Below are 21,621 nucleotides of genomic sequence, written 5' to 3'. Positions count from 1 at the left end.
GGCGGGAGGCGGTCCCGGGGGCGGCCCGTACTGCTGACTCATGGCTGTTCCTCGCGGTGTGTCTGGTGGTTCGTCATCAGAGGGAGTCGAGAACCGACTTCTTCATCGTCTCGGCGTCCGCCTCGGCCTTCTGGGCGAAGTCGACCCGGGTCCGGAAGTCCAGCGCGGTGGCGACGTTGTCCTTGCGCCGGTACACCTCGACGTACCCCTGCACCTTCACGTCCGCCCCGGTCTGGTCCTTGGCGGTGGAGGTGTAGCTGATCGCGACGCACTCCTCCAGGACGTCCTTCGGGCACGGCAGGTTCCGGGTGTTGCCGAGCTGGGCGATCTCGTTCTCGGTCTCGCCCTCGACGATCGCGAGCAGGTACGCCTGGGCCGACACGTTCTGCTTCTGCCGGACCCAGAAGAACGCCCTGGGCTCGCCGTTCGGCGCGTAGGTGACCAGCTCCTTGCCCTGCGTCTCCTTCGCCAGCAGGCTCCAGCCCTCGACCGGTACGACGGACACGCCGAAGCCGACCTGGAGCGCGTTGGCCGGCGGGACGTACGTCGTCGCCGGCGTACTGACCGTCGGCGGCGCCGACTGGACCGGCGGCTCGGCGGTGTCGTCGCCACCCGACAGCAGGACGAGCGCGACCGCGACCAGCACGACCACGAGCAGCCCGGCGCCGACCGGGATCAGCAGCGGCGGGATCCGCGGGCCCTTCTTCTCCGGCGGCGGCCGCCGCAGCGACGGCGGCCCCACCTTGTCGCCCCACGCCGAGCTCGTCTCGGTGGCCGGGCGGGGCCCTGGACCGGGCGTGTCGGTCCAGGGACCGGGCGGAGGCGGCACCTCGAGGTCCCACGGCGACGTCGGCCGCTCCGGTTCCGGCGGAGCCGCCGCGTCGTCGTCGCCCGCTCCGGGCTGGTTGACCCAGGGGTTGCCCCCGCCGGCATTCTTGTCGCGCTTGCCTGTCACTGGCTCCTGACCACCGACTTCAGCATCGCCGTCGAGTCCGGCTCGATCGTGCCGATCTTGTCCTTGCGCCCGTACACCCGGACGATCGTGATCACGCCGTCGTTGCGCTCGATGACGCCGACGAACCCGACCACCGGCAGGCTGCCGTTCTGGGTGGTGGACACGGCCTGGAAGGCCTGGGTGGTGACGACCTTGACCTCGGTCTTGTCGTTCGCCCCCGGCTTGGTCTCCCGCGGCTGCGCGGTCTTGACCTGCGACAGGCCCTTGGTCTCGATCTTCAGCAGTTCCGGCAGCACGGTCGAGGTGGTCTTCCCCTCGCCCTTGAACGCGTTCACCATGAAGTACGCCTCGCCCTGCTTGAGCAGGTAGACGCCGCTGAAGTTGTCCACGCTCTTGCGGATGTAGCCGGGCTGCGGCTTCACGTAGACGCCCTCGGCCACCTCGATGCCCTCGTCGGCGTTCTCGGTCGGCTCGGGCGACGGGCTCTCGGTGCTGGTGGTGGTCGGCTGCGGGTTCGGGCCGGGACCGGCCTCCTCGTCGTCACCGCCGCCGAAGATCAGCGCGAGCACTACACCGATCACCGCGACGACGGCGAGCGCACCGCCGGCCAGGAACAGGATCTTGTTCCCGCCCTTGCCGCGCGGCGCCTGACCGCCGTACTGACCCCACTGCTGCTGTGGGCCGCCGTACTGCTGTTGCTGGCCCGGATACCCCTGCTGCGGGGAGCCCTGGCCTGGGTACTGCTGCTGGCCTGGGTACTGCTGCTGGCCTGGCTGCTGACCCTGGTACGGCGGCTGACCCGGCTGACCGTAGCCCGGGGGCGCCTGCTGCGGCCGCCCGTACCCCGGCGGCGCCTGGCCCGGCTGATTTTGCCCCGGCTGCTGTCCGAACCCGGGCGGTCCCGGCGGCGGACCATAGCCGGGCTGCTGCTGACCAGGGCGCTGGCCGGGCTGACCGGGCTGCCCCGGGTGCTGACCGGGAGGCTGGCCCGGCTGCTGGCCCGGCTGCTGGCCCGGCCGGCCGCCGTACGGCTGCTGCCCCTGGCCGCCCTGTCCGTAGGGCGGTGGCTGGTTGCTCATGCCTGCGTCTCCCCGGTCGTCGCCTCGTACGAACCTGCTTCCGCCGGTGCGCTCACACCGCGGGCGGACTTCGGCACGGACCGCACCGAGTTGCCGCACGCGGAGCAGAAGTCGGAGTGCGGCAGCAGCGGCATCTCACAGCGCGAGCAGAACGCCAGGTCGCCCGACGCGTGGTTGGAACCGCCGCGCGCGGCCGCCTCCAGCGCCGCCTCGAGCAGGCCCTTGTGCAGCACGGTGCGGACCCGGATGATCAGCGCGCCGAGGAGCAGCAGGCCCCAGACGACGGCGAGGATCGCGCCGATCGTCGAGCCGTGGCCGCCGACGAAACCGAGCAGGTAGACACCGCCCTGGAAGAGCGCATTGACCGCGATCGCCTGGAGCACGCCGGCCACCCAGGGCGGGCCGAACCCGTCGTACCCCTCGCCGAGGCCGGAGAACTCGGCGGCGGCCAGGCCGGTCGCCGAGCCGTAGATCAGCGGCTTGATGAAGCCTTGCAGCACCACGATCGAGATCCAGGTGCCGGCGCTGCTGCCCGGTCCGGCGAAGCCGCCGCTGATCCAGCCCCAGTGCAGCACCAGCGTCTCGAAGCACGCGAACCCGACACCGGCGACGACACCGAAGGTGAAGCCGTCCATCAGGTCGTCGTAGCGCGGCCGCGACGCCAGGTAGAGCGGGCCGATCTGGCGGACCAGTTCGGACACGACCGGGACCAGCAGGAGCAGGATCAGCAGGTCCCGCAGCGCCGGACCGGCGTCGTTGCCGCCGATCGTGCCGATCGACAGCACGATCTTGTCCGACCACAGCCAGGTGAAGACCGCGGCCAGTACGCCGGTCAGCACGAACGCCGCGGCGACGACCGGGACCGGCTCGTCCTCCCACAGGTTCACGTCGTACAGGTAGAGGATGTAGACGATCGGGATGGAGAAGGCGGCCACCATGATCGCCACCGGCAGGGCACCGAGCGCGGCCGTGATCACGGTCAGCAGCAGGGCGACCCCGAGGGCGACCTTGTAGGTGTAGGGCTGCCGGCCGGCGCCCTGCGGCATGATCGTCGAGACCAGCCGGAACGACGCCACCGGCTCGTCCGGCCTGGCGGCGTACGCCTTCTTCCGCTCGGCGTCCCCGGTGCGCACGTCGTTGCCACAGTGGTGGCAGAAGTGCGACACCTCGGGGACGTCTGAGTTGCAGCGCGGACAGACCACGCCATCCTCCCAACCTCGGACGTCCGGACCGGCGCGGGGCCCGCGCCGACGGTGCTGGCGGCCCGGTCACCCGGGCCGAACCGGGACAGATTCTCGTACAGGCCGCCCTGGAATCATCATTTACCGCGCAGGGGTCACGCTTTCGTGTCCGGACTGTGCCCTGCCCGCCGCCGTAACTCGGCCCACACCCCGGCGATCCGCCGGTCCAGGTCGTCGAGCGAGCCCGAGTTGTCCACCACGACGCCGGCCGCCGCGAGCCGCTGCTCCCGGGTCGCCTGGCTCGCGATCCGCTGGTTCGCCTCCGCCTCGGTCATGCCCCGCTGCGTGGTCAGCCGTTCGACCTGTACGTCGACCGGCACATCCACCACCAGGACGATGTCGAACCGGTCGGCCTGACCCGTCTCGACCAGCAACGGGATGTCGTGCACGACCACGGCATCAGCCGGTGCGGCGGCCTCGAGCTCGGCCGCCCGGGCCCGAACCCGCGGATGGATGATGGCCTCCAGCCTGCGCCGGGCCGCCTCGTCACCGAACACGATCCGCCCGACCGCCGGCCGGTCCAGCTCACCCTCGGCAGTCAGTACGTCGCCGCCGAACGCGCGCACCACTTCGGCCAGCCCGTCGGTGCCCTTGGCGACCACCTCTCGCGCCAGTACGTCGGAGTCGATCACCACCGCCCCGCGGTCAGCCAGCCGCGACGACACCGCACTCTTGCCGGACCCGATACCCCCGGTCAGTCCCACTCTCAGCACGCCAGCACCCTACTCAGGCCCTGACCTCGGCGCGGCGACCGGCCTAGCGCATGTGCTGGAACTGCGGACGCGGATCCAGGGCGAGGCGGCGGCCGGTGGGGCAACGGTTCCGGCGACTCCCGGCGGCGCCGGTCTACGACTGACCTCCGGACGTGCGAGACCCCCGCACCCAGTACGGGGGTGCGGGGGTCTCGGGTCCTACCGGGTCAGGACAGGTCAGCCCTGGCCGGTCAGCTTCTCGCGGAGCGCCTGCAGCGCCTCGTCGGAAGCGAGCGCACCCTCGACGGGAACGTCGTCCTTCGGAGCCGCCGCGGACGAGTACGTCGACGCCTCGCCGGCCTCGACGTCGGCCGTCTTGGACTCCTCGATCTGCTTCTTGTGGGCCTCCCAGCGCGCGTGGGCCTCGGCGTACTGCCGCTCCCACTCCTCACGCTGCTTCTCGAAGCCCTCGAGCCACTCGCCGGTCTCCGGGTCGAAGCCCTCGGGGTAGACGTAGTTGCCCTGCTCGTCGTACGTCGCCGCCATGCCGTACAGGGTCGGGTCGAAGTCGTCCGACACCGGGTCGACACCCTCGTTGGCCTGCTTCAGCGACAGCGAGATCCGGCGCCGCTCCAGGTCGATGTCGATGATCTTGACCATGACGTCGTCGTTGACCTGGACGACCTGCTCCGGGATCTCGACGTGCCGCTCGGCCAGCTCGGAGATGTGCACCAGACCCTCGATGCCCTCCTCCACGCGGACGAACGAACCGAACGGAACCAGCTTGGTGACCTTGCCGGGCACGATCTGGCCCATCTGGTGGGTCCGGGCGAACTGCTGCCACGGGTCCTCCTGGGTCGCCTTCAGCGACAGCGAGACGCGCTCGCGGTCCATGTCGACGTCCAGCACCTCGACGGTGACCTCCTGGCCGACCTCGACGACCTCGGTCGGGTGGTCGATGTGCTTCCAGGACAGCTCGGACACGTGCACCAGACCGTCGACGCCGCCGAGGTCCACGAACGCACCGAAGTTGACGATCGAGGAGACGACACCCTTGCGGATCTGGCCCTTCTGCAGCTGGGTGAGGAAGTTCATCCGCACCTCGGACTGCGTCTGCTCCAGCCACGCCCGGCGGGACAGGACCACGTTGTTGCGGTTCTTGTCCAGCTCGATGATCTTGGCCTCGATCTCCTGGCCGACGTACGGCTGGAGGTCGCGGACCCGGCGCATCTCGACGAGCGAGGCAGGCAGGAAGCCACGGAGACCGATGTCGAGGATGAGACCACCCTTGACGACCTCGATGACGGTGCCGGTGACGACGCCGTCCTCCTCCTTGATCTTCTCGATCGTGCCCCAGGCCTTCTCGTACTGGGCGCGCTTCTTCGAGAGGATCAGACGGCCTTCCTTGTCCTCCTTCTGGAGAACCAGGGCCTCGACGTGGTCGCCGACGTTGACGACCTCGTTCGGGTCGACGTCGTGCTTGATCGACAGCTCGCGGGAGGGAATGACGCCTTCGGTCTTGTAACCGATGTCGAGCAGGACCTCGTCCCGGTCGACCTTGACGATGGTGCCCTCGACGATGTCGCCGTCGTTGAAGTACTTGATGGTCTGATCGATCGCCGCGAGGAAGTCTTCCTCCGACCCGATGTCATTGACCGCTACCTGCGGGGTGTTGCGCACTGCGGGGTCGAGAGGTGCCTCGATGCTGGCCGTCATGTGGTGGGTTGCTCCGTGGACTGGTGGTGTCGTGCGGTCGCGTCATGAACCGTTGGATCGCACCAAACCGCGGGATTGCCTGAAGACGACAGTTCACCACCGACTGCTGCGAGCACGAGCCTGCTCCGTCCGAGGTCGCGCGGGCCCATAGCGCACATCACAGAATACCGGTCTTGACGAAGGCAGCACAACCTGGGGCACCCGGTGCCTACCGGCCGCCCGCCGAGGTCTCCCGACGTGCCACGAAATCACCAACTGATCTCAATGTACGACGTCCAGCGCGGGCCTGCCTCCGGCGAGGGTACGCGTGTCCGCCATCCGAGAAACCAGGCCGTGCGCGGCCGCCGCGACCTCGTGCTCGGACGACCGGGCGGCGAGGTCGAGCAGCGCCCACAGGTCCGCCGCCCGGCCGAGGCCGACCAGCGGCTCGCCGAGGTCCGGGCCGCTCCCCCGGACGACGCCCAGGACCGCGCCGGCCAGCACCGGGTCGGCGCAGAACCGGAAGAGGTTTCCCAGGTCGGCGTACGGCGACCCGGCGTACGCGAACTCCCAGTCGATCAGGCCGGTGATCCGAGCGGCCGCCGGATCGACCAGCAGGTTCTTCGGATTGAAGTCGCCGTGCACCAGGCAGACCCGGTCGACTGCAGCGGCGAGCAGGTCCTCGGCCTCGGCGATCACCGCGGCGAGGCCGTCCCGCTGCCCCGCGTCCAGCCCGAGGTCGAGTCCCTCGGCGTACTGCTCGAGGTCGCCGGCCCCGAACGGCTCGATCCCCAGGTCGCCGTCGCGAAACATCCCGATGGTGAGGAACGGCATCCCGCTCAGCCGCACCAGCAACTCGCCCAACTGCTCGCCGACCCGCCGGCGGTCCTCCTCGCCGGCCGACTCCAGGAACACCTGCAGGTTCATCCCCGGCAGCCGCTCGGTCAGCAGGTACGGCGGATCGTCCGGCGACCCCTCGCGCTTCGCGTCCAGGATCCGCGGCACCGGCAGCAGCCCCTGCACCAGGCGGAGCAGGGCCGCGTCCACCGCGGCCCGGCCGGGGTCCTTCACGTACAGCTTCAGTACGGCGTCCTCTCCCGCCGCGCTGACCGCGTACGTCTGACCGCCGTACCCGCCTGTCAGTGGCACCGCACTGGCCGCGAACTCGCTCATGCCGGGTGATCCTGCCAAAGAGGTTTGAAGTTGACGTTACGGCAACCCCTACGGTCGAGCCCGTTGACGGAAAGGAGCGGCACGATGGCGTGGTCGATCGCGGAGGTGGCCCGGGCGTCCGGCGTCACCGCGCGCACATTGCGGCACTACCACGCGATCGGGCTGCTGGTGCCGGCCCGCACCGCGCCCAACGGGCGGCGGTACTACGAGCAGGAGCAACTGCTGCGGCTTCAGCAGATCCTGCTGCTGCGGGACCTCGGACTGAGCCTGGACGTGGTGGCCGAGGTCATCGCGCACCGGAGCAGCCACGACACGATCGCGGTGCTCGCCCGGCACAAGGAGTGGCTGCTGCGCGAGCAGCTGCGACTCGCGCAGCTGGTCCGGACCGTCGACTCCACCATCGAGAACCTCAGGAAAGGAGGAGAGATGTCACCGGAGAAGGTCTTCGAAGGATTCGAGCACAACCCGTACGAGGCCGAGGCCCGCGAGCGCTGGGGTGACGAGGCCGTCGACGCGAGCTACCGGCGGATTCAGGGGTGGTCCGAGGAGGAAGCCGAGAAGGCCCGGACCGGCTACACCCGTGTGCACGAGGGTCTGGCCGCACTCAAGGCGGAAGGGACCGCAGTGACCGAACTGAGCGTGCAGGAGCTGATCCAGCAGCACTACGAGGTGACCAGCCTGTTCTGGACGCCGACGCGCGAGGCCTACAAGGGCCTCGGCCAGATGTACGTCGACGACGAGCGCTTCCGGCAGAACATCGGCGACGGCGACGACTCGCTGGTCGAGTACCTGCGGGATGCGATGACCGTGTACGCCGACAACCGGCTGGACGCGTAACCTGACCGCGTGGCCGAGCCGCGCAGAGTTGAACTGACCGAGTCCCAGACGTCACGCGCCAGCCGCGCCTACTGGGACTCGGCCGCGAAGGAGTATCTCGCGGAGCACGGCGAGTTCCTCGGCGACGACCGTTTCGTCTGGTGCCCGGAAGGTGTCGACGAGGAGCACGCCCGGCTGCTCGGACCGGTCCGCGGCAAGCGCGTCCTCGAGGTCGGCTGCGGCGGCGCCCAGTGCGCACGCTGGCTGGTGGGCCAGGGCGCCGATGTCGTTGCCTTCGACATCTCGGTCGAGCAACTCCGGATCGCCCGGCAGCTCGACGCCCGGACCGGCACTGCCGTTCGCACGGTCGCCGCCGACGCCACCGCGGTGCCCTACCGGGACGCCGCCTTCGACATCGTCTGCTCGGCGTTCGGTGCGCTGCCGTTCGTGAGCGACGCCGGGACCGCGCTGCGCGAGATCGCCAGAACCCTGAAGCCGGGCGGACTGCTGGTGTTCTCGGTCACTCACCCGATCCGCTGGTCGATGCCGGACGATCCCACCCCGGCCGGCCTGCGCATCACCCATTCGTACTTCGACCGGACGCCGTACGTCGAAGTGGACGGCGCGGGGACGCCGGTCTACGCCGAGCACCACCGCACGACCGGTGACTGGATCCGCGCACTCACCGCCGCGGGGTTCGTCGTGGACGACCTGCTGGAGCCCGAGTGGCCGGCCGGGCACGACCTGGTCTGGGGCGGCTGGGGACCGGACCGCGGCCGCCTGGTTCCAGGAACCGCCATCTGGTCCGCCCACAAGGACCAGGTCTCGGCCGACGCCGACGAGGACCGCAACTGACGGAAGCCGACGAAGCCGAGCAGCAGCAACCCGACGACCAGCGGGCCGAGCGGAACCCAGAGGCCGATCAGGGCCCGGTCAGCGACGCCGCCAGACCATGGAGCGACGGGTCACCAGACCGGCCAGTGCGGCCATCAAGGTCGCTCCGGCGAGCACCCACGCGCCCAGCACGACGGCGGTCCGCCAGGCGTCCGGGCGCTGTGTCGCAGGCGTTCCAGCAAGGCGGTAGACGCTCACCGTCAGACCGGCGTACTCCTCTGTCAGGCCTGCGATGGAGTCCCGCGGTGGTGGCCCGCCGGCCTCGCGGTCAACGACCAGCCAGCCGACGCCCTGCTCCAGCAGCACGGGCGTCGGATCAGCACCGGTGCGCATCGCCGCCCTGACCGCCGTTGCCACCGCGGTGGCGCGAGGGTCCTCACCGGCCAGTCGGTGGCCGCCCACGATCAACTCGTCGGGGACGATCGCCGGTGGGTCGAAGTACCGGGGCATCGGATCCCGCACCGGACGACGGCCGTTCCAGACCGGTGCGCGATAGGACTCGAACGGCCACGGGATGAACGGCCCGGCGAGCACGCGCTGTGCCCTACCCCAGTCCGACGGGTACTGCGACACGTTGAGCCCAGGCCCGCCGACCAGCGTCGGCAGCGCCGCGATCGGCAGCAGTACGGCGGTCGCGCCGACGACTCGGTGGAGCGGGATACGCTGCCGCAGGGCGTGGACAGCCACACCGAAGCCCACAGCCTCGAGCAAGACCAACGGAGCCAGGTAGCGCTGTCCGTCCCGGAACAGGCCGGCACCGGGAACGCTCGCCACGACGTCTGCGAAGAAGCCCGGCGCCACGACGCCTGCCATGCCGATGACCACGGCCAGACCGGCCGCCACGACAAGAGCGCCGGCAATGCGGTCCTGTCGCCACCAGAGCACAGCACCGGCCACTGACATCAGCAGCATGACGAACGCGAAGATCACTGGGATCAGGTCGCCTCTATTGCCCGGAACAACGTCTGCGTTCCAGACGCCGCCGAGGGTCAGCAGAGTGGGCAGGGCTCCCCCGTAGCCTTCGTCACGTGCGGCGAAGGCTGTCACCGATGCCGGGTCGACAGTGGCGTTGCCACCGTGCACGAGGCCGGCCACCAACCACGGTGCGTTCAGAAGTGCGGCTCCACCGAGTGGCCACACCCGGCCTCGCCCGGGCCACAGCAGAATGAGGGCGGCCAAAACCAATCCGGTGATTCCACCTGAGGCAGTGAGCGCACAGCCGGCCGACGCCAGCAGGAATCCCGGCCAGCCCGTTCCCTTCCGCAGTCGGACCGCGGACCGGACGAGCCATGGCAGAGCGGCGTACCCGAGGAGAAGTGCCCAGGCACCGAGTCGGAGCCGTTCGGCGAGGAACGGGTTCCACATGAAGAGGGTGACGGCCGCGGCACCCGGCAACGCAGTGCCGAGTCGTAGCTCTCGCCACAGCGCGGTCATACCGAGGCCGGACAGTAACGGGATCGCCACCAGAACGACCTTGTTCAGCACCTGGCCGCCGACCACGTCGTCCAGGACGGCAACGACCACGTCCGATGGGACAGCCCGGGGCATGGCCGTTGTGACACCGAACAGGTCAAGCCGTACCGTGAGGTCCGGCACGAAGACCATGTCGTAGCCGACCACGTAGCCCGGAGCAAGCAGCGGAGCAGTGATCACCAGGGTGAGCAGGACAGGCCACAGCCACGCCAGGACGCGCTCGGCACGTTCTGACATGAAACCCTTTCCCTCCCGTTGCTCGTCACGAGGCAGTAGAGCATGAGCGCGGAAGCCACACCTGAGCAAGAGCCCAAGTCGCCCCGTTTGGCGTTCCTGCGCAGCGCGACCGTCGTTGCCGTCGGCATGGCCATCATGAACGTAGCCGCTTACGGTTTCACCTTGATTGCCGTGCACCGGCTCGTGCCTGAGCAGTTCGGCGCGATCACCGCACTGCTCGGCCTGCTGCTGATCGGCAACGTCGCGTCGCTCGGTCTGCAGGCAACAGGCGCTCGCCGGCTCGCCACCCACGCCGGTGAGGGGGCGGCAGCCCTGTCCGACGCGATGCTCAAGGCCGGACGTCGCGCCGCGCTCGGACTCACGCTCGTCTGCGCGCTGGCGACGCCGCTGCTGGTCTGGCTGCTGCACATCGACTCGGCGGTCGCGATCCTGCTGCTCGCACCCACGCTCGGCTGTCTCACGCTGATGGGCTCACAGCTCGGCGTACTGCAGGGCAGTCACCGCTGGACCGAAGTGGCCGCGGTCTACACCTCGGTCGGAGTGGGCAGAGTTGTCCTGGGTGGTGGTGCGCTGCTGATCCAGCCATCGCTCGACGCAGCGATGACCGGGCTCGCCCTCGGCGCCGCCGTACCGGCTCTGCTCGGTGGCTTCCTGCTGCGCGGCTCGGCCGGCGGAACACCACAGCAGGTCAAAGAGGTACTCCGGGAGACGGTGCACGGCACGCACACGCTGCTCGCGTTCTTCGCGATCGCCAACGCGGACGTGCTGTTCGCCCGGGCACTGCTCGACGGCCGGCACAGTGGGTACTACGCGGCCGGAGTGATCGTGGCGAAGGCCTGCCTGTTCCTGCCGCAGTTCGTGATCGTGATCGTGTTCCCGTCGCTCGCCAGCTCCCCCGGCGACACGGTCCGGCTGCGCCGGGCGATCCGGGCGGTCGCCGGACTCGGTGTATGTACGGTCGCGGGTGCGTTGCTCCTGCCTGACGTGGTAGTGGCCGTGATCGGCGGGAAGGAGCACTACGGTCCCCTTGGTCCGTACACCTGGCTGTTCGCGATCGCCGGCTCGGCGTACGCCGTCCTGCAACTGGTCGCCTACGCCGCGATCGCGCAGCAGGAGAAGCGGGCCGCGTTGCTGATCTGGAGCGGGCTGATCGTACTCGCGATCGGCGCCGGGATCGTCCTGGGCACCGACCTCGCGACCGGCATGACCGGGGTGCAGGTGCTGGTCGCGATGACCAGCGGCTGCGCGGTCCTGCTGTCGGTGGGCCTGGCGGCCGGACTGCACCGCCAGACCTCCGACGACAGCTGACTCACCACAGGCTGCTGCGCGCGAACCGCCGGGCGAACGCGTTGGCCAGGACCAGGAGTGCCAGGCCGACCACCGACCTGAACAGGCCGATCGCGGCCGCATAGCTGAACTGCGGCACCTGCGACGCGAACCCGAGCTTGTAGACGTACGTGTCCAGCACCTCGGATGTCTGCAGATTCAGCGTGTTCTGCAGCAGCAGGACCTTCTCGAACCCGACCGACATGATCGACCCGATGTTCAGGATCAGCAGGATCACCGCGACCGGCCGGATCGCCGGCAGGTCGATGTGCCAGAGCCGGCGCAGCCGGGACGCACCGTCGACGATCGCGGCCTCGTGGAGTTCCGGCGCGACGCTGGTCAGCGCGGCCAGGTAGATGATCGCCGAGAAGCCCATGGTCTGCCAGGCACCCGACCACACGTACAGGTGCCGGAAGTAGTCGGGGTTGCTCAGGAGGTCGATCGGCCCGATCCCCAGCAGCCCGAGGAACTGGTTCAGCACGCCGCTGTTCGGGTCGACGATCACCACGATCAGACCCACCACGACGACGGTCGAGATGAAGTGCGGCGCGTAGGTGATCAGCTGGACCGACCGTCGGTACCAGCGCCGCCGGGCCATGTTCAACCCGAGCGCGAGCAGGATCGGCAGCCAGAACGTCGCGAGGAGCTCGTACACGTGCAGGATCAGCGTGTTCTTCAGCAGCCGCCAGAACTGGTACGACTCCACGAACCGCTCGAAGTGCTTGAAGCCGACCCACCGGCTGCCGAGGATGCCGTCGACCACGTTGTAGTCCTTGAACGCGATGATCGCGCCGTACATCGGCCAGTAGGCGAAGATCGCCAGCCAGAGCAACGGCAGCGCGAGCATCGCGTAGAGCTGCCAGTTCCGCCGCATCCGGGCGCCGAGCCCGACCGCCTGCTTCTTCGGCCGGGTGGCGCTGTGCGCGGGCGTACGTCGTACCAGGGTTTCGGTGGTCATGGGGCCTCCCGGTCTGGACTGAGGAGTGGAGGGAGCGGAGCGACTGGAGCGACGAGGGAAGACCGGGAGGTCGAGCCCCATGACCCGCCGCGCCGGAGGCGTGGCATCAGTAGAGCCATGGGTTCAGCCCTTCAACGAGCCGACCATGGCCCCCTTGACGAAGTGCTTCTGCACGAAGGGGTAGATCAGCAGTGGCGGAATGGTGGCGATCACGATCAGCGAGAACTTCAGCTGCTCCTGCAACTCCTTCATCCGGATCAGCTCGGCGGTGTCGCGGACCTGGGACGGGTCGAAGTTGTTCTGGATCAGGATCTGGCGCAGAACGAGCTGCAGCGGGAACAGGTGCTCGCTGGTCAGGTAGATCAGCGCGTTGAACCAGGAGTTCCACTGGGCGACGGCGTAGAACAGCAGGTTCACCGCGATGATCGGCTTGCTCAGCGGCAGCACGATCCGCCAGAAGAAGCCGACGTCGCTGCAGCCGTCGACCTTCGCGGCCTCGGCCAGCTCCTCGGGGATCGTGGTCTGGAAGAAGGTCCGGGTGATGATCATGTTCCAGACCGCGAGCGCCGCCGGCAGGATGATCGCCCAGCGTGTGTTCAGCAGCCCGAGCCGGTCGACCACCAGGTACGTCGGGATCAGGCCGCCGCTGAACATCATCGTGAACACGAACAGCGCCATGATCAGGCCCTTGCCCGGCAACCCCCGCCGGGACAGCGGGTACGCCGCGAGCAGGGTCAGCGCGGTCGCGAGCAGGGCACCGCCGGCGGCGTACACGATCGAGTTCGAGAAGCCGCTGACGATCGAGTCGTAGTCGAAAATCGCCGTGAACGCCTCCACGCTCCAGCCGACCGGCCACAGCCAGACCTCGCCGGAGACCACGTTCTTCGGGTCGCTGAGGGAAGCACTGGCGACGTAGACCAGCGGGTAGAGGACGGCCAGCGTGAACAGGCCGAGTGCGGTGTAGTTGCAGATCATCACGATCCGGTCGGACCGGGTCTCGCGCACGGGAGCCGGGGTTCCCGTCGGTGCGGCGGGTGTCGCGGTGGCCACGGTCATCACCCCTGGTAGGTCTCGTAGGCGGCCTGCTGGATCTCCAGGTAGGGCTGCAGCCCGATCCGCTGGATGCGGTCCAGGTAGTCGTTCCACTGCGCGTCGTCGGACGGATCGAGCCGGCCGGTGACGAACTTGGCCAGCGACGTGGTCACCTCGGTCTTCAGGTTCAGCCCGATCTCCGCGTCGAGCGCGGCCTGGTCCGCCTCCAGCGTCACCGGCGGGAACTGCTGCTCCATCGGCTGCCGGTACGGGAAGAGGTGGTCCCTGGTCTGCTCGTACAGCGGCGACTCGAACGTCGGCTGCCGCGGATTCACCCGCTCGGCGAGGCGGAAGTCGCCCGACCGGTACATCACGCCGTACTGGTCCCAGGTCTTGCCCTTGGTCTCGTCGGTGTTCCAGGAGTCGTAGCCGTAGATCGACTGCCTGCCGTTGATGCCCTTGTCGCCCTTGGCCGACCAGCGGAAGCCGGGGCCGGCGTACGAGCGCAGCACGACCTCGAGGTCCAGTTGGTAGTCGGCCCAGCGGACCAGCAGATCCGGGCGCGCGCACTTGCGGGTGACGACCAGGGTGGACACCTCCAGGCCGACGTTGAGGTAGTCCCAGGGAGCGACCTGGACACCGGCCGGGCCCTTCAGCGGCTCCATCGTCTCGTACTGGTGCCAGCGGGCCTTCGGGTCGACCAGGTCCAGGGTCATCAAGGTGCCCCAGTAGTAGACCCGGGCGCCGCCGAGGATGGGGCCGCCGGGGTTGTCGCCGTACCGTTTGATCTGGTCCTCGTTGGCGGTGAAGATGTCCTTCGCCAGCAGGCCGTCGGCGTACAGGCCGTGCAGGTACTTCAGTCCCTCGCGCCACTCGTCCCGGACGTAGTTCGCCCGGACCTTGCCGTCGTCGACGACCAGCCAGGGCTCGCCCGGGTTGTAGAGGAACGCGTTCATGAAGTACGTGTCCAGCGGAGCGTCCTTGTAGCCGCCGAACGGGATCGTCTTGCCGCCGCCCGCGACATCAGCCTTCTCGAACGCCGTCAGCACCTCGCGGAACTCGTCCGTGGTCGTGGGCATCGCCAGGCCGACCTCGCGGACCCACTCGGCATTCAGCAACGCCCGGCCGTTCGAGGCACGGCAGTGGTAGCAGTCGTTGATGTCGGGGAAGCTGTAGGTGCCCTTGTCCGGCGAAACCATCAGCTTGCCGGCTTCGGGGTAGTCCTTCATCGCCTCCCGCAGGTTCGGCGCGTACCGGTCGAGGTACGGCGTCAGGTCGAGGAAGAGGTTCTGGGTGCCGTAGAGGTAGAGCTGGGAACGCGTGAAGGTGATGCCGAGGAAGGCGTCCGGTACGTCGCCGGCCGCGATCATCGCGTTGACCTTGGTCATCGTCTCGGCGTCGTCGCCCTTGCCGGCCACCTGACGCCACCGGATCCTGATCCCGGTCTGCTGCTCCATCCAGCGGGTGAACTCGTTCTTCGACCAGTCGCCGACGGTCAGACTCTGCGGGACGACCACGGTGAAGGTGACCGGCTCGCTGACGATCGCCGTCCGCCGGCGCGCCTTCGGGCCGACGTACCCGGGCGGGTAGTTGACGCCCGTCGTCACTGGTGCGAGCTCGGCCGGAGGCTGGGCCAGGCTCTCGGGATCGGCGCCGGTCTCCGCCGTACCGGAGCCGCACCCGCTCAGGAGTCCGCTGCCGCCGGTGGCGGCGATTCCGAGCGCCCCGGCGACGACCGAGCGCCGTTTCACCGTCGTCGTTCTGAGGTCATCGCGCATTGTGCCTCCCGATCCCGGTTATGCCATATCCGATAGGATCTCGGATCTTTGCGGGAGGATCGCACAGATCGGATGACTTCGGAAGGGTTCGGACGTTACTCGCCGGAATCGGCCGGTCGCTGTCGGCGTCTTGCGGGGAAAGCGCTTCCCATTGCGGCTCGGCGGCCAACTTTCTTGCGGAAACTAACCGCCGCTGCCGGTGTCTATAGGGTTCAGACCATGGCGACCCCGAAGTTCATCATCGACCTGCGCGCGAAGATCGGGCACGACCTGCTCTGGCTGACCGGCATCACCGGTGTGGTCCTGGACGACGCCGGGCAGGTCCTGCTGGTACGGCGCGCGGACACCGGTCACTGGAGTCTGGTCGCCGGCATCCTCGAGCCGGGCGAGCAGCCGGCGGTCGGCCTGGCCCGCGAGGTCCAGGAGGAGACCGCGGTCACGGTCGAGGTCGAGCGGCTGGTCAGCACGGAGGCGCTCCCGCCGTCGAGCTACCCCAACGGCGACCAGGTCCAGTTCCTCGACCTCTGCTTCCGCTGCCGCCCGCTGCACGGCGAGCCGCGGGTGAACGACGACGAGTCCCTCGAGGTCGCCTGGTTCCCGTTGTCCGACCTGCCGGACCTGCCGGCACGCGACCGCGAGTGCATCGCCCGGGCCCTGTCCCCCGACCCGCTGCCGGTCTTCGAACGCCCCTGACAGCCAACCGGCCGCACCAGCGCCTGGCCGTATAGCCCGACCGGCCGCACCAGGCGGAGCTGGTACGGCCGGTGTGCTGAGGTGGGGCTAGGGCGAAGCGCCTAGTGGGCGGCTTCGTGCCAGGTGCGGCCGATGCCGATCGAGACGTCCAGCGGGACGGCCATCTCGACCGCGTGGCCCATGTCCCGGCGGACCAGTTCCTCGAGCGCCTCGCGCTCCCCCGGCGCGATCTCGAAGACCAGTTCGTCGTGCACCTGCAGCAGCATCCGCGACTTCAGGTCGGACTCCCGCAGCGACGCGTCCACCTTCAGCATCGCCATCTTGATCACGTCCGCCGCCGATCCCTGGATCGGCGCGTTCAGCGCCATCCGCTCGGCCATCTCGCGGCGCTGCCGGTTGTCGCTGGTCAGGTCCGGCAGGTAGCGCCGGCGGCCCAGGATCGTCTCGGTGTAGCCGCTCTTGCCGGCGTCGATGACGATGCTGCGCAGGTAGTCGCGGACACCGCCGAAGCGCTCGAAGTACTCGTCCATCAACCCCTTGGCCTCGTCCACACCGATCTTGAGCTGCTGGCTCAGCCCGTACGCCGACAGGCCGTAGGCGAGGCCGTAGTTCATCGCCTTGATCTTGGCCCGCTGCTCCTGCGTGACCGCCGACGGCTCCACCGAGAACACCCGGGATGCGGTCACCGAGTGGAAGTCCATGCCCGAGTTGAATGCCGAGATCAGCCCCTCGTCCTCGGAGACGTGCGCCATGATCCGCATCTCGATCTGGCTGTAGTCGGCCGACATCAGCGACTCGTTGCCCTCGCCGACGACGAACGCCTGCCGGATCCGGCGGCCCTCCTCGGTCCGGATCGGGATGTTCTGCAGGTTCGGGTCGGTCGAGCTGAGCCGCCCGGTCGCCGCGATCGTCTGGTTGAACGTGGTGTGGATCCGGCCGTCCTTCGGGCTGATCGTCTTCAGCAGCCCCTCGACCGTCTGCCGCAGCCGGGTCGCGTCCCGGTGCGCCAGCAGGTACGCCAGGAACGGGTGCTCGGTCTTCTCGAACAGCGCCTGCAGCGAGTCCGCGTCGGTGGTGTAGCCGGTCTTGGTCCGCTTGGTCTTCGGCATCTGCAGCTCGTCGAACAGCACCACCTGCAGCTGCTTCGGCGAGCCGAGGTTGATCTCCTTGCCGATCACCTCGTACGCCGACGCGGCGGCCTCCCGCACGCCGGTGGCGAACCGGTCCTCGAGCTCCTCCAGGTACGGCCGGTCGACGGCGATCCCGTCCCGCTCCATGCCGGCGATGACATCGATCAGCGGCAGCTCGACGTCCGCCAGCAACGTCGTCCCGGCCTGCTTCTCCAGCTCGGTGTCCAGCGTGTCCGCGAGGTCGGCGATCGCCCGGGCGCGCAGCATGGTTGCGTCCGCGGCCGGACCGCCCTCGACGTCGTCGAAGCTGAGCTGACCGTTGTCGGCCTCCTCGTTGCGCAGCTCGCGCTTGAGGTAGCGGACGGTCAGGTCGGCCAGGTCGTACGACCGCTGGTCCGGACGCGCCAGGTACGCACTCAGCTGGGTGTCCGAGCTGAGCCCGGCCAGCGTCCAGCCGCGCTCCAGGAAGCCCAGCAGCGGGCCCTTCGCGTCGTGCAGTGCCTTCGGCTGCTTCGGGTCGGCGAGCCAGGCCTGCCAGGCCGCGTCGTCGTCCGGCGTCAGCGCGGTCGGGTCGAACCAGGCGGCCGCCCCCGAAGTGCTCGCCAGCGCGAGACCGGTGATCTCACCGGTGCCGCGGCCCCAGCTGCCCTGGACCGCGACGCCGACCCGCTCGCCGGTGCTGACGTTCTCCTTGATCCAGCCGGCCACCTCGCCGGGCTTCAGCTGGACGCCGTCCAGCTCGAAGCCGTGGTCGACGGTCGCGTCGACCTCCTCGTGCTCGGCGACCAGCCGCTCGCGCAGCACCCGGAACTCGAGGCTGTCGAACAACGTGTGCACCTTGTCCCGGTCCCACGGCGTCCGGACCAGGTCGTCGACAGTCACGTCCAGAGTCAGGTCGCGGACCAGCTCGTTGATCTGCCGGTTCCGGATCACGTCGGCCAGGTGCTCGCGCAGCGACTCCCCGGCCTTGCCCTTGATTTCGTTCACCCGGTCGACCACGTCGTTCAGCGAGCCGAACTGGTTCAGCCACTTGGCCGCCGTCTTCGGCCCCACGCCCGGAACACCGGGCAGGTTGTCGCTCGACTCCCCCACCAGCGCGGCCAGGTCCGGGTACAGCCGCGGGGTCACGCCGTACTTCTCCACGACCGCGGCCGGGTCCATCCGGGCGATCTCGGACACGCCGCGCTTCGGGTAGAGCACGGTGACGTCGTCGCTGACCAGCTGGAACGCGTCCCGGTCACCGCTGCTGATGAGCACCTCGAAGCCCTGCTCGGACGCCTGCGTCGCCAGCGTGGCGATGATGTCGTCGGCCTCCCAGCCGTCGATCTCGGCGGTCGGGATCCGGAGCGCCTCCAGCACCTCCTTCACCAGCGAGACCTGCCCCTTGAACTCGTCCGGCGACTTCGACCGGCCCGCCTTGTACTCCGCGTACTGCTCGGAGCGGAAGGTCTTGCGGGACACGTCGAACGCGACGCAGACGTGGGTGGGCTGCTCGTCCCGGAGCATGTTGATCAGCATCGAGGTGAAGCCGTACACCGCGTTCGTGTGCTGCCCGGTGGTGGTGGAGAAGTTCTCCACCGGCAGCGCGTAGAACGCCCGGTAGGCCAGCGAGTGCCCGTCCAGCAGCAGGATCCGCGGCCGGCCGGCGCCCGGCTGCGGTGCGTCCTTGGTCATCGTCGAGGTGTTGGTTTCTGGAGCCACGTACCGACTCTAGTGGTTCCCTGGGACAGTTCTCGCACGCGTAGTCTGCTCCCGTGACTGATCAGATGAACCTGGGACCGGGCATGGGCCTGGAGGGCACTCTCCTCCAGCTGATGGGAATCGTTGTCACCGAGGCTGCACCGGAGCGGGTGGTCGCGACCATGCCGGTCAAGGGCAACACCCAGCCGTACGGGCTGCTGCACGGCGGCGCGTCCTGCGTGCTCGCGGAGAGTCTCGGCTCGATCGGCTCCGCGCTGCACGCGGCGACGTACGGCAAGGTCGCGGTCGGGGTCGACATCAACGCCACCCACCACCGCGCGGTCCGCGACGGCGTCGTCACCGGCGTCGCCACGCCGATCTACCTCGGCCGGACGACCACGTCGTACGAGGTCGTCGTCACCGACGAGCGGGACAAGCGGGTCTGCACCGCGCGGATCACGTGCCAGCTGATCCCGGCGCCGCCGGGTACCTGACGTCGGTGGCGTCGGCCGGGAGCGGGCGGGCCAGCTGCGCGCGGCGGGCGATCGCGGACCGTCGCGACGACAGCAGCGCCAGCAGGTTCGGCGCGTGCTCGGCCGCCAGCCGGCGACGGACGGTATGCGTGGCCGCGAACCGCAGTACGCCGGCCTGACCGAGACCCAGCCGGGCGAGGAACCGGTTCGCCTCCCGCGCGATCGCCGGTGCGACCGCGGCCAGGTGGGCGCAGTTCTCGTGCTCGGCCCAGGCGGCCGCCTCCGCGATCAACGCCTTGCCCAGGCCGTGCCGGCGGGCCTCGTCGCTGACGTGCAGGTACTCCACCGTCACGGTGAAGTCGTCGTGCAGCGGGCTGATCGCCGTCCGGCGCAGGTAGGCCATCGCGTGGACGGCGCCGTCCAGCTCGCCGACCAGCAGCCGGCCGAACGGGTCGTCCAGGTGTTTGCCGACAGCAACCTCGACGGCGGCGGCCGACGGCGTCGACGGCAGCCGGGGCGGATGCCCGTCCCCGGTGGCCATCTCCCGCCACAACGCCACCAAGGCGTCGGCATCACCGCGTTGGGCGTCCCTCACCTCGATGGCTGATGCCACAGCGACCTCCTGGTCTGGTCCACCCCCGAGGTGAACGGGACGTGCGGATACGCTCGTCCTCGCGCAACAGTAGGCCCTCCGGGGTCTCTTGCAAAGCTGCCCGGGCTGATCGGAGACCAGGTTTGTTCGTCGGAATCGGTACTGTCGTGAACGTCGCGACAGTACTCACCGGATCGGTACTCGGCGTACTCATCGGCCACCGCCTCAGTCACCGCACGCGCGACCTCGTCACCGACGCGCTCGGCCTGGTCACGCTGCTGATTGCGATCACGTCGGCACTCACCGTCGGCGACGCGGTGCTCAGTGACGCGGTCGGCGACAGCGCGCCCGTGCTGATCGTGCTCGGCGCGATGCTGATCGGCGGAATCGCCGGATCGCTGCTGCGGATCGAGCAGCGGCTGGAGGACTTCGGGGCCTGGATGCAGCACCGGTTCAGCCGGGGTGACAGCGAGAGCACCTTCGTCGAAGGCTTCGTGACGGCATCGATGGTGTTCTGTGTCGGGCCGCTGACATTCCTCGGTGCGCTGTCCGACGGGCTCGGCCGGGGCGCGGACCAGTTGTTCCTCAAAGCGGTGCTGGACGGGTTCGCCTCGATCGCGTTCGCCGCGTCCTTCGGCTGGGGCGTGACCGCGTCCGCGCTCGTCGTCCTCGTCCTCCAGGGCCTGATGACCGCGGTCGGCGCGGTGCTCGGCGACGTACTGCCGGAGGCGCACGTGACCGCGCTGGGCGCCACCGGCGGGGTGATGCTGATCGGGGTCGCGCTGCGGTTGCTGAAGCTCAAGCAGATCGCCGTCGCGGACCTGCTGCCGGCGCTGGTCGTCGCGCCGCTGCTGGTGCAGTTGCTGGTGGTGATCCGGAACTGACAAGAGCCCCGGCCCTACCCGGACCGGGGCTCTCGGCAACTACTTCGTGGCGGTCAGTCCTCGCCGAGGTACGCCTTGCGGACGTCCTCGTTGACCAGCAGGTCCCGGCCGGTGCCGGACAGCACGACCTTCCCGACCTCCAGCACGTAGCCGTAGTCGGCCCGCTTCAGCGCCGCCTGCGCGTTCTGCTCCACCAGCAGGATCGTCGTCCCCTGCCGCTGCAGCTCGGTCACCGTCGACATGATCCGCTTCATCATGATCGGCGACAGCCCCATCGACGGCTCGTCCAGCATCAGCAGCTTCGGCCGGCTCATCATCGCCCGGCCCATCGCCAGCATCTGCTGCTCACCGCCGGAGAACGTCCCGGCCGGCTGCTTGCGCCGCTCCCCCAGGATCGGGAACAAATCGTACGCCGCGTCCAGGTCGGTGCGGACCCCGCCCTGGTCCTTGCGGGCGAACGCACCGAGCAGCAGGTTCTCCTCGACCGACAGCTTCGGGAAGATCCGCCGCCCTTCCGGCGAGTGCGCCAGCCCGCTGGCGACGATGTCGTGCGCGGCGCTGTGGTGGATCGGCTCGCCCTGGAACAGGATCTCCCCCGACGTCGGCCGGAGCAGACCGGAGATCGTCCGCAGGGTGGTGGTCTTGCCGGCGCCGTTGGTGCCGATCAGCGACACCACCTGCCCCTGCTCCACGCTGAAGCTGATCTTCTTCACCGCGACGATCTTGCCGTAGGCAACTTCCAGGTCACGGACCTCGAGCATCGCGGTCACGGGGCCTCCCGGTCTGGACTGAGGAGTGGAGGGAGCGAAGCGACTGGAGC

The 21,621-nt window shown here is 69.2% G+C and carries 19 protein-coding genes; 6 read left to right on the top strand and 13 right to left on the bottom strand.

The window, feature by feature from the left end:
- Positions 1 to 76 precede the first annotated feature (76 nt).
- From E1218_RS15810 to E1218_RS15785, 6 genes are all read right to left on the bottom strand, one after another.
- The gene (locus tag E1218_RS15810; protein WP_132320745.1) at positions 77 to 955 is read right to left on the bottom strand and encodes a hypothetical protein; all 879 of its coding nucleotides are present in this window, start codon (positions 953 to 955) and stop codon (positions 77 to 79) included.
- Positions 952 to 2,034, bottom strand: a complete 1,083-nt coding sequence (locus E1218_RS15805; protein ID WP_132320743.1) for a hypothetical protein — start codon at positions 2,032 to 2,034, stop codon at positions 952 to 954. The genes E1218_RS15810 and E1218_RS15805 overlap by 4 nt, the downstream gene beginning before the upstream one ends.
- Entirely contained in the window at positions 2,031 to 3,236 is a 1,206-nt protein-coding gene (locus tag E1218_RS15800) for a PrsW family intramembrane metalloprotease (protein ID WP_132320741.1), read from the bottom strand. The genes E1218_RS15805 and E1218_RS15800 overlap by 4 nt, the downstream gene beginning before the upstream one ends.
- Positions 3,237 to 3,370: 134 nt before the next feature.
- Entirely contained in the window at positions 3,371 to 3,988 is a 618-nt protein-coding gene (coaE, locus tag E1218_RS15795) for a dephospho-CoA kinase (protein WP_132320739.1), read from the bottom strand.
- 216 nt (positions 3,989 to 4,204) lie between these two features.
- Positions 4,205 to 5,683 carry a 30S ribosomal protein S1 gene (rpsA, locus tag E1218_RS15790; protein ID WP_132320737.1) on the bottom strand — a complete coding sequence of 493 codons (1,479 nt, stop codon included), beginning with the start codon at positions 5,681 to 5,683 and terminating at the stop codon, positions 4,205 to 4,207.
- Between the two features lie 261 nt (positions 5,684 to 5,944).
- Positions 5,945 to 6,835: a phosphotransferase family protein gene (locus E1218_RS15785; protein ID WP_132320735.1), complete on the bottom strand. Its 891-nt coding sequence runs from the start codon at positions 6,833 to 6,835 to the stop codon at positions 5,945 to 5,947.
- Positions 6,836 to 6,919: 84 nt separating this feature from the next.
- On the opposite strand from E1218_RS15785, the gene E1218_RS15780 reads away from it, so the two are divergent.
- A complete protein-coding gene (locus E1218_RS15780; protein WP_132320733.1) occupies positions 6,920 to 7,672 on the top strand; it encodes a MerR family transcriptional regulator in 753 nt (250 codons plus the stop codon).
- 9 nt (positions 7,673 to 7,681) lie between these two features.
- Positions 7,682 to 8,506 (top strand): class I SAM-dependent methyltransferase, encoded by an 825-nt coding sequence (locus tag E1218_RS15775; protein WP_132320731.1) that lies wholly within the window; start codon positions 7,682 to 7,684, stop codon positions 8,504 to 8,506.
- A 78-nt stretch (positions 8,507 to 8,584) separates the two neighbouring features.
- Here E1218_RS15775 and E1218_RS15770 read toward each other — a convergent pair whose 3' ends face one another.
- Positions 8,585 to 10,255: a hypothetical protein gene (locus tag E1218_RS15770; RefSeq protein ID WP_132320729.1), complete on the bottom strand. Its 1,671-nt coding sequence runs from the start codon at positions 10,253 to 10,255 to the stop codon at positions 8,585 to 8,587.
- A gap of 135 nt (positions 10,256 to 10,390) precedes the next feature.
- Here E1218_RS15770 and E1218_RS15765 point away from each other — a divergent pair, with 135 nt between their 5' ends.
- The gene (locus tag E1218_RS15765) at positions 10,391 to 11,563 is read left to right on the top strand and encodes an MATE family efflux transporter (RefSeq protein WP_233712256.1); all 1,173 of its coding nucleotides are present in this window, start codon (positions 10,391 to 10,393) and stop codon (positions 11,561 to 11,563) included.
- 1 nt (position 11,564) lies between these two features.
- Here E1218_RS15765 and E1218_RS15760 read toward each other — a convergent pair whose 3' ends face one another.
- From E1218_RS15760 to E1218_RS15750, 3 genes are all read right to left on the bottom strand, one after another.
- Complete coding sequence (locus E1218_RS15760; protein ID WP_132320725.1) at positions 11,565 to 12,539, bottom strand: ABC transporter permease; 975 nt, start codon at positions 12,537 to 12,539, stop codon at positions 11,565 to 11,567.
- A 123-nt stretch (positions 12,540 to 12,662) separates the two neighbouring features.
- The gene (locus tag E1218_RS15755) at positions 12,663 to 13,544 is read right to left on the bottom strand and encodes a carbohydrate ABC transporter permease (RefSeq protein ID WP_233712255.1); all 882 of its coding nucleotides are present in this window, start codon (positions 13,542 to 13,544) and stop codon (positions 12,663 to 12,665) included.
- A 50-nt stretch (positions 13,545 to 13,594) separates the two neighbouring features.
- Positions 13,595 to 15,349, bottom strand: coding sequence for an extracellular solute-binding protein (locus E1218_RS15750; protein WP_132320721.1), 1,755 nt, complete (start codon positions 15,347 to 15,349; stop codon positions 13,595 to 13,597).
- Between the two features lie 219 nt (positions 15,350 to 15,568).
- On the opposite strand from E1218_RS15750, the gene E1218_RS15745 reads away from it, so the two are divergent.
- Positions 15,569 to 16,042 carry an NUDIX hydrolase gene (locus E1218_RS15745; protein WP_132320719.1) on the top strand — a complete coding sequence of 158 codons (474 nt, stop codon included), beginning with the start codon at positions 15,569 to 15,571 and terminating at the stop codon, positions 16,040 to 16,042.
- Positions 16,043 to 16,143: 101 nt separating this feature from the next.
- On the opposite strand, the gene polA is transcribed toward E1218_RS15745, so the two are convergent.
- Entirely contained in the window at positions 16,144 to 18,846 is a 2,703-nt protein-coding gene (gene polA, locus E1218_RS15740; protein WP_132320753.1) for a DNA polymerase I, read from the bottom strand.
- 92 nt (positions 18,847 to 18,938) lie between these two features.
- Here polA and E1218_RS15735 point away from each other — a divergent pair, with 92 nt between their 5' ends.
- Positions 18,939 to 19,346: a hotdog fold thioesterase gene (locus E1218_RS15735; protein ID WP_132320751.1), complete on the top strand. Its 408-nt coding sequence runs from the start codon at positions 18,939 to 18,941 to the stop codon at positions 19,344 to 19,346.
- Here E1218_RS15735 and E1218_RS15730 read toward each other — a convergent pair.
- Complete coding sequence (locus E1218_RS15730; protein WP_132320717.1) at positions 19,309 to 19,938, bottom strand: GNAT family N-acetyltransferase; 630 nt, start codon at positions 19,936 to 19,938, stop codon at positions 19,309 to 19,311. The genes E1218_RS15735 and E1218_RS15730 overlap by 38 nt on opposite strands.
- Before the next feature lie 146 nt (positions 19,939 to 20,084).
- Between E1218_RS15730 and E1218_RS15725 the strand changes: the two genes are divergently transcribed.
- Positions 20,085 to 20,801 (top strand): DUF554 domain-containing protein, encoded by a 717-nt coding sequence (locus E1218_RS15725; protein WP_233712254.1) that lies wholly within the window; start codon positions 20,085 to 20,087, stop codon positions 20,799 to 20,801.
- 53 nt (positions 20,802 to 20,854) lie between these two features.
- Here E1218_RS15725 and E1218_RS15720 read toward each other — a convergent pair whose 3' ends face one another.
- Positions 20,855 to 21,571 carry an ABC transporter ATP-binding protein gene (locus E1218_RS15720; RefSeq protein ID WP_132320713.1) on the bottom strand — a complete coding sequence of 239 codons (717 nt, stop codon included), beginning with the start codon at positions 21,569 to 21,571 and terminating at the stop codon, positions 20,855 to 20,857.
- Between the last annotated feature and the right edge of the window lie 50 nt (positions 21,572 to 21,621).

Source organism: Kribbella turkmenica (assembly GCF_004348725.1).
GTDB classification, from domain to species: Bacteria; Actinomycetota; Actinomycetes; order Propionibacteriales; family Kribbellaceae; genus Kribbella; species Kribbella turkmenica.
The sequence above is the reverse complement of the archived record's forward strand: the minus strand, read 5'-3'. Positions and strand labels throughout refer to the sequence as shown.

Coding starts and splice junctions, on each gene's coding strand:
- E1218_RS15770 (WP_132320729.1), bottom strand. CDS start 10,255: ATGTCAGAACGTGCCGAGCGCGTCCTGGCGTGGCTGTGGCCTGTCCTG.
- E1218_RS15805 (WP_132320743.1), bottom strand. CDS start 2,034: ATGAGCAACCAGCCACCGCCCTACGGACAGGGCGGCCAGGGGCAGCAG.
- E1218_RS15760 (WP_132320725.1), bottom strand. CDS start 12,539: ATGACCACCGAAACCCTGGTACGACGTACGCCCGCGCACAGCGCCACC.
- E1218_RS15745 (WP_132320719.1), top strand. CDS start 15,569: ATGGCGACCCCGAAGTTCATCATCGACCTGCGCGCGAAGATCGGGCAC.
- E1218_RS15780 (WP_132320733.1), top strand. CDS start 6,920: ATGGCGTGGTCGATCGCGGAGGTGGCCCGGGCGTCCGGCGTCACCGCG.
- rpsA (WP_132320737.1), bottom strand. CDS start 5,683: ATGACGGCCAGCATCGAGGCACCTCTCGACCCCGCAGTGCGCAACACC.
- E1218_RS15785 (WP_132320735.1), bottom strand. CDS start 6,835: ATGAGCGAGTTCGCGGCCAGTGCGGTGCCACTGACAGGCGGGTACGGC.
- polA (WP_132320753.1), bottom strand. CDS start 18,846: ATGACCAAGGACGCACCGCAGCCGGGCGCCGGCCGGCCGCGGATCCTG.
- E1218_RS15735 (WP_132320751.1), top strand. CDS start 18,939: ATGAACCTGGGACCGGGCATGGGCCTGGAGGGCACTCTCCTCCAGCTG.
- E1218_RS15765 (WP_233712256.1), top strand. CDS start 10,391: ATGAACGTAGCCGCTTACGGTTTCACCTTGATTGCCGTGCACCGGCTC.
- E1218_RS15750 (WP_132320721.1), bottom strand. CDS start 15,349: ATGCGCGATGACCTCAGAACGACGACGGTGAAACGGCGCTCGGTCGTC.